The organism is Microbacterium sp. Root53 (genome assembly GCF_001426925.1).
In the GTDB taxonomy this organism is placed as follows: Bacteria; Actinomycetota; Actinomycetes; order Actinomycetales; family Microbacteriaceae; genus Microbacterium.
Genome location: NZ_LMFR01000004.1, coordinates 61,996 through 68,479, shown reverse-complemented (window position 1 = coordinate 68,479; position 6,484 = coordinate 61,996). Strand labels below are relative to the sequence as shown.

Annotated in this window: 8 protein-coding genes; 3 read left to right on the top strand and 5 right to left on the bottom strand. The window is 72.0% G+C overall.

All coding sequences use genetic code 11. The features are described 5' to 3' along the window. The coding region (locus tag ASD19_RS03000) for an HNH endonuclease signature motif containing protein (RefSeq protein ID WP_156377085.1) at positions 1-748 on the top strand (748 nt) is incomplete at its 5' end. On the opposite strand, the gene ASD19_RS02995 is transcribed toward ASD19_RS03000, so the two are convergent. Beyond that, complete coding sequence (locus ASD19_RS02995) at positions 749-1,429, bottom strand: GNAT family N-acetyltransferase (RefSeq protein WP_055988678.1); 681 nt, start codon at positions 1,427-1,429, stop codon at positions 749-751. A 133-nt stretch (positions 1,430-1,562) separates the two neighbouring features. Here ASD19_RS02995 and ASD19_RS02990 point away from each other — a divergent pair, with 133 nt between their 5' ends. Further along, entirely contained in the window at positions 1,563-1,781 is a 219-nt protein-coding gene (locus ASD19_RS02990; protein WP_055988677.1) for a dodecin, read from the top strand. 13 nt (positions 1,782-1,794) lie between these two features. Here the strand turns inward: ASD19_RS02990 and ASD19_RS02985 are convergent, their stop codons facing one another. The 4 genes from ASD19_RS02985 to ASD19_RS02970 all read right to left on the bottom strand — a co-directional run bounded on the left by ASD19_RS02985 (position 1,795) and on the right by ASD19_RS02970 (position 5,377). Next, on the bottom strand, positions 1,795-2,517 hold the full coding sequence (locus tag ASD19_RS02985; RefSeq protein ID WP_055988676.1) for an IclR family transcriptional regulator domain-containing protein: 723 nt from the start codon (positions 2,515-2,517) through the stop codon (positions 1,795-1,797). A 261-nt stretch (positions 2,518-2,778) separates the two neighbouring features. Then, entirely contained in the window at positions 2,779-3,951 is a 1,173-nt protein-coding gene (locus tag ASD19_RS02980; protein WP_055988675.1) for a thiolase family protein, read from the bottom strand. Further along, a complete protein-coding gene (locus ASD19_RS02975) occupies positions 3,948-4,631 on the bottom strand; it encodes a 3-oxoacid CoA-transferase subunit B (RefSeq protein WP_055988674.1) in 684 nt (227 codons plus the stop codon). The genes ASD19_RS02980 and ASD19_RS02975 overlap by 4 nt, the downstream gene beginning before the upstream one ends. Then, positions 4,628-5,377, bottom strand: coding sequence for a 3-oxoacid CoA-transferase subunit A (locus tag ASD19_RS02970; protein ID WP_055988673.1), 750 nt, complete (start codon positions 5,375-5,377; stop codon positions 4,628-4,630). Before ASD19_RS02970 ends, ASD19_RS02975 begins: the two co-directional genes overlap by 4 nt. A 166-nt stretch (positions 5,378-5,543) precedes the next feature. Here ASD19_RS02970 and ASD19_RS02965 point away from each other — a divergent pair, with 166 nt between their 5' ends. After that, complete coding sequence (locus tag ASD19_RS02965) at positions 5,544-6,368, top strand: SDR family oxidoreductase (RefSeq protein ID WP_156377084.1); 825 nt, start codon at positions 5,544-5,546, stop codon at positions 6,366-6,368. Positions 6,369-6,484: the final 116 nt, after the last annotated feature.

Genomic DNA, 6,484 nt, shown 5'->3' with positions numbered 1-6,484 from the left:
CCTCACGCCCGAAGGCGCCGCGGTGCTCCAGCGGATCCTGGACGCGGGCGGCAACCCCGCCGTCCGCTTCACCGACAGCTACCGAGATAAGGGCGAGGGCGAGCCGTGGACCGACGACGAACCCGTCGACGACCCCCGCACCCCCGCCCAGAAACGCCACGACGTGCTCGTCGCCGCCCTCCACGCCGCCACCCGATCCCTCGAGACCCCCACCCTCGGCGGCGACGCCCCCACCCTCCTCGTGCACGTCGCCCTCGAAGACCTCCAGTCCCCCACCGGCGTCGCCACCATCGAGGGCATCGACGTGCCCGTCCCCGCCGACCTCGCCCACCGCATCGCCTGCACCGGGGCAGTGCAGAAGGTCGTGTTCGACCGCAACGGACGCATCGTCCGCCTCGGCACCAAAGAACGCCTGTTCAACCACCACCAGCGCAAGGCGATCACCGCCCGCGACGGCGGCTGCATCATCCCCGGATGCACCATCCCCGCCGCCTGGTGCGAGATCCACCACGTCGAAGACCACGCCAAAGGCGGCCCCACCCACACCGACAACGGCGTGCTCCTCTGCTGGTGGCACCACCACAACCTCGAACGATCCGGATGGGACATCCGGATGCGCAACGGCATCCCCGAGGTGAAGGCACCGCCCTGGATCGACAGCCGCGGCACCCACCGGCCCGCACCCTGCGCCCTCACCAGACGCAGAGCACGCGGCAGAGCACGACCACCCCTGGTGGCCCGGACCTGATCAGGCCTGGACGAACAGGTAGCCGCGCGACGCCTCAAATCCGCCGATCCGCAGCCCGCGGCCCAGCAGCTCCTCCATCTGCGCACGCAGCGTGAGGCGCCACTCGTGCGCCGCGTCGGGGTCGTCGACCCGCATCAGCTCGATGTCGGTCGGGATCTCGAGTGTCTGGACGACGGCATCGTCGGCCGGCGGCTTGGCGATGTCGGCGAGGGCCCACTCCACGTCGAGGCGGTCGCTCTCGTCGCCCGCGTCGCCGCCGCCGAAGATGCCGTACTGATTCACGGCGTAGCCGGTCACGCGTGCGCCCAGCACGGTGAGGAAGAAGTGCGCGTTGCGGGCGACGAGCGGATCGAACGTCCAGGTGATGTTCCCGACCTCGCGCGAGAACGCCCACTGACGCTGGTGCTCCTTGAGCTCACGGCCCCAGCCGCGGCCGCGGTACTCCGGCAGCAGCGCCGTGATGTGCGAGTGCATGGTGCGGCGCGCGGGAGCCCCGAAGAACGCGATGGAGGCGCCGACCATCCGGTCCTCGTCGAACAGGCCGACGACGTAGTTGCCGGCCTGCTGCAGCGCGCGGAGGGTGCCGGCGTCGATCGTCCGCTCCGACCGGCGCAGCGAGTCGAGCAGGTCCTGGGCCTCGATGATCAGTTCGACGGTGTCCAGATCGCGGATGGTTCGCATGGCATCAGTCTGCCTGACCGCGGTGCCCGGCGCGGTTCGGGCGGCCGACCCGGGGCGGCGCCCTATCGCTCGCCCGGCTCGCCGAGCAGACTGGACCTCACCGCCACCCGGGCGGCCGAAGGAGAGGACGAGGATGTCTCACACCTACAGCGTCAGCGAGATCGTCGGCTCGTCGCCGGATGGGATCGACGCGGCCATCCGGAGCGCACTCGAGCGCGCGTCGGCGACCGTGCGGCACATCGAGTGGTTCGAGATGGTCTCCGTGCGGGGCCACGCGGACGAGGGCTCGGTGCTGCACTTCCAGGTCACCCTGAAGGTCGGCTTCCGGCTGGAGGACCCGGGCACCGCCTGACGGTCGCGGCGCCTCAGAGGTGGCGGATCTCGGCGTCAATCGCCCGCGTCGCGTCGAGCAGCGCGGGCAGGTGCTCGGAACGCAGGCGCTCGAGAGACACCCGCGTCACGGTCGTGGAGATGTTCACGGCGGCGACCACGGCGCCGTCGCGACCGTGCAGCGGCGCGGCGACCGAGCGCAGCCCCTGCTCCAGGCCGCCCTCGACGATCGACCAGCCCTGCTCGGCGACGCGGTCCAGCTCGTCTGAGAGCTCGGGCCCGACGTCCGGGCGTTCGGACGGGTCGAGCGCGGCCAGCAGGACCCGGCCCATGCTCGTGCGGACGGCCGGGAACCGGGTGCCGATCGTGATGGCGACGCTCATGATCCGGCGCGTGGGCACACGGGCGACGTACACGATGTCCTCGCCGTCGAGCACGGCCGCCGAGACGCTCTCGTCGACCTCGCGCGAGAGCCGCTCGAGGTGCGGCTGCGCCACCTCGGGCAGGGACAGCGCCGAGAGGTAGCTGAAGCCCAGCTCGAGCACGCGCGGCGTGAGCGCGAAGTCGCGGCCGGTCGCGCGGACGTAGCCGAGCTCCTCGAGCGTGAGCAGGAACCGCCGCGCCGCGGCGCGCGTCACGTCGGCCCGCACGGCGACCTCGCTCAGCGTGAGATGCGGATGGTCCGCGTCGAACGCCCGGATGACCGCAAGCCCACGCGCGAACGACTGCACGTACTCGCGGTGCTGCGGCTCGGTCATCCGCTCAGCCTCTCATCTCTTTTCAGAAGCGTCTCGCACGCTCGCTGGGCCCCCGGCGCCGAGGCTCCGTCCGTCGCGAATGCGGCGGACGGAGAAGCGCACGGGGACGCTCGCACGATGGTCGATGTCGTGGGTGCGCTTGGACGGTTTCGACTCGCTTCGCTCGCTCAACCAGCACGAGGTCGGAGCCCCGTGGTGGTTGAGCGACCGAGCGCAGCGAGGGAGTCGAAACCGCCGAAGCGTCCCGGTGCGTCTGGCCTCTCAGCGCTCGAGCACCACCGCGAGGCCCTGGCCCACGCCGATGCAGATCGCGGCGACCGCGACGCCGCCGCCGCGGCGCTTGAGCTCGTGGGCCGCGTGGCCGACGATGCGGCCGCCCGAAGCGCCGAGGGGGTGGCCGATCGCGAGCGCGCCGCCGTGGATGTTGAGCTTCTCCGGGTCGAGCTCCGGCCAGCCGCGCAGGTTCGACAGCGCCTGCGACGCGAACGCCTCGTTGAGCTCGACGAAGTCGACGTCGGCCCAGGTGCGCCCGGCCGCCTTGAGCGCCTTGTTCGCGGCCTCGATCGGCGCGAGCGGGAACACATCGGGATCCGTGCCGTGCACCCCGCGGCCCGCGATCCGGGCCAGCGGGTCGGCGTCGATCGCGCCCTCGGCGCCCAGCAGCACGGCCGAGGCGCCGTCGTTGATCGACGAGGAGTTGCCGGCGGTCACGGTGCCGCCGCCGTCCTTGCCGAACAGCGGCTTGAGGCCGGCGAGCTTCTCGACCGTGGAGTCGTCGCGGATGCCCTCGTCGCGCGCGAGCTCGTGACCCGGCACCTGCACGATCTCGTCGTCGTAGACGCCCGCCGCCCACGCCTCGGCGGCGAGGCGGTGGCTGCGCGCGGCGAACTCGTCCTGCTCCTCGCGCGTGATGCCCTTCAGCTGCGCGACCTTCTCCGCCGACTCGCCGTTCGAGATCGTCCACTCGGACGGGAGCGCCCTGTTGACCATCCGCCAGCCGATCGAGGTGTTCCACATCGTCTGGTTGCCGATCGCGGGCCACGGCTTGCTCGACTTCTCCACGATGAACGGCGCGCGGCTCATCGACTCCACGCCGCCGGTCAGGACGACGTCGGCGTCGCCGGCCTCGATCGCGCGCGAGCCCTGCATCACCGCCTCCACGCTCGACGCGCACAGACGGTTGACCGTGACGCCGGTCACCGTCGTGGGGAAGCCCGCGAGCAGCGCGCCCATGCGCGCCACGTTGCGGTTGTCCTCGCCGGCCTGGTTGGCGTCGCCGAAGATGACGTCCGCGATCCGGGCCGGGTCGAGGCCGAGGCGATCGACCGTGGCCTTCATGACGACCGCTGCGAGGTCGTCGGGGCGGACGCCGGCGAGGGCGCCGCCGTTGCGTCCGAACGGCGTCCGGACGGCGTCGTACACGAATGCGCTCATGAGGGTCCTCTCGTCGTTTCGACTCGCTTCGCTCGCTCAACGACCTGAGCCAGCTTCAGGCCGGTGAGCTCCTCGAGCCCCTCGACCGTGTTGTCGCCGAACAGCTCCCGCACGCGGAAGCCGCCGGGCGTGACGTCGAACACCGCGTGGTCGGTGTAGACGCGGGTGACACAGCCGACGCCGGTCAGCGGATAGGTGCACTCGGCGACGAGCTTGGACTCGCCCTGCTTGGTCAGCAGGTCGGTCATCACGTACACCGACTTCGCGCCGATCGCGAGGTCCATGGCCCCGCCGACCGCCGGGATCGCGCCCGGCGCGCCGGTCGACCAGTTCGCCAGGTCGCCGCCCTGAGACACCTGGAAGGCGCCCAGCACGCACACGTCGAGGTGGCCGCCGCGCATCATCGCGAACGAGTCGGCGTGGTGGAAGTACGCCGCACCCGCCTGCGCGGTGACCGGCTGCTTGCCCGCGTTGATCAGGTCGGGATCGATCCTGTCCGGCGCGGGAGCCTCGCCCATCCCGAGCAGGCCGTTCTCGGTGTGCAGGATGATCTCCTGATCGGCCGGCAGGAAGTTGGCGACCAGGGTGGGCGCGCCGATGCCGAGGTTCACGTAGGAGCCCTCGGGGATGTCTGCGGCGATGCGGGCCGCGAGGTCGTCGCGGCTGATGCGGGTGCTCATGCGCTCTCTCCCTCGGCCGCCGCGAGCGGGCGGCCCTCGATGTCGACGCCGCCGACGAACTCGCCGTCGCGCAGCCAGGCGCGCTGCCCGACCGCGACGACGCGGTCCACGAAGATGCCGGGCGTCACGACCGTCTCGGGGTCCAGCGACCCGAGCTCGACGGTCTCGTCGACCTGGACGATCGTCGTCGTGGCGGCCGTGGCCATGATCGGCCCGAAGTTGCGCGCGGTCTCGCGGTAGACGAGGTTGCCCCAGCGGTCGCCCTTGAGGGCGCTGATCAGCGCGAAGTCGGCCTTGATGGGGTACTCGAGCACGTAGCGGCGCCCGTCGATCTCACGCTCCTCCTTGCCCTCCGCCAGCTGCGTGCCGACGCCCGTGGGCGAGAAGAAGGCGCCGATGCCGGCGCCCGCCGCGCGGATGCGCTCGGCGAGGTTGCCCTGCGGGACGAGCTCGAGCTCGAGCTCCCCCGCGCGGTACAGGCCGTCGAACACCCACGAGTCGCTCTGGCGCGGGAAGGAGCAGATGATCTTGCGCACGCGCTTGGCCGCGAGAAGCGCGGCGAGGCCCGTGTCGCCGTTGCCGGCGTTGTTGTTCACGATCGTGAGTCCGCTCGCGCCCTGCGCGATGAGCGCGTCGATCAGCTCGACCGGCTGCCCGGCGCGGCCGAAGCCGCCGATCATGATCGTCGCGCCGTCCTCGATCCCGGCCACGGCGTCCTCGACGCTCGCGACGGTCTTGTCGATCATCCGGCCTCCTCGCTGGCATCCGCGGATCCGGGGATCTCGCGTGTTCGCTGTGCGAACGTTTGTTCGTTCTGCGAATACTGTACCGCGGGACGGGGCCGCGGGACAACCGCCCGGCGCCGCTGTCAAGGGAGTTCCGTGGAGCGGCTGCGCCGGGTGGACTGCCCCCATGACCGAGACCCAGATGCTTCACCCCCAGAGCTTCCAGCCCGCCACCGCCATCGTCACCGCCTCGGATTCGGGGATGGGCCGCGCCACGGCCGTCGCGCTCGCAAGGAACGGCCTCGACGTCGGCGTCACGTGGCACTCCGACGAGGAGGGCGCCCGCGAGACGGCGCGCCTCGTGGAGGCCGAGGGCCGCCGCGCGGTCGTCGCCCGCCTGGACGTGACGGATCTCGTCGGCTGCGGCGACGTGATCGACGGCCTCGCTGACGACCTGGGCGGCGTGGACGTGTTCGTCAACAACGCCGGCACGGGCGAGAGCGTGCCGTTCCTGGACGTCGACCTCGAGGGCTGGCGCCGCGTCATGATGACCGACCTCGACGGGGCCTTCGTCGTGATGCAGCGCGCGGCCCGCCGGATGGTCGCCGCCGGGCGCGGCGGCCGGATCATCGGCGTCACGAGCGTGCACGAGCACCAGCCGAAGACCGGATCGGGCGCGTACGACGCCGCCAAGCACGGCCTCGGCGGGCTGCTGAAGACCATGGCCATCGAGCTGGCCGAGCACGGCATCACCGTGAACGCCGTGGCCCCGGGCCTGATCGCGACGCCCATGACCGGCATCGACCCCGCCGACGCGCCCGAGACGCGGCGGCCCGGCATCCCGATCGGCCGCCCCGGGGTGCCCGAGGAGGTCGCCGCCGTGATCGCCTTCCTGGCCTCGCCCGCGTCGTCCTACGTCACCGGTGCGTCCTGGCCCGTCGACGGCGGGATGCTGCAGATGGGCCCGATGGCGGGCGCCGCCCTGGAGTCGGACGACTGGCGCCGCGTCTGACGCGCCCCCGTCCGGACACAACGCAGGACCTCCGGCACCGTGGCGGCGCGCCGGGGAGAAGGCACGCCGTGACGGCGGAGGAGGTCCTGCGTTGTGGCGGGGGCGCGCCGGGAACG

Excerpts from the sequence above, each read along its gene's own strand:
- ASD19_RS02985 (WP_055988676.1), bottom strand. The coding sequence starts at position 2,517 with ATGACCGAGCCGCAGCACCGCGAGTACGTGCAGTCGTTCGCGCGTGGG.
- ASD19_RS02990 (WP_055988677.1), top strand. The coding sequence starts at position 1,563 with ATGTCTCACACCTACAGCGTCAGCGAGATCGTCGGCTCGTCGCCGGAT.
- ASD19_RS02980 (WP_055988675.1), bottom strand. The coding sequence starts at position 3,951 with ATGAGCGCATTCGTGTACGACGCCGTCCGGACGCCGTTCGGACGCAAC.
- ASD19_RS02975 (WP_055988674.1), bottom strand. The coding sequence starts at position 4,631 with ATGAGCACCCGCATCAGCCGCGACGACCTCGCGGCCCGCATCGCCGCA.
- ASD19_RS02995 (WP_055988678.1), bottom strand. The coding sequence starts at position 1,429 with ATGCGAACCATCCGCGATCTGGACACCGTCGAACTGATCATCGAGGCC.
- ASD19_RS02970 (WP_055988673.1), bottom strand. The coding sequence starts at position 5,377 with ATGATCGACAAGACCGTCGCGAGCGTCGAGGACGCCGTGGCCGGGATC.
- ASD19_RS02965 (WP_156377084.1), top strand. The coding sequence starts at position 5,544 with ATGACCGAGACCCAGATGCTTCACCCCCAGAGCTTCCAGCCCGCCACC.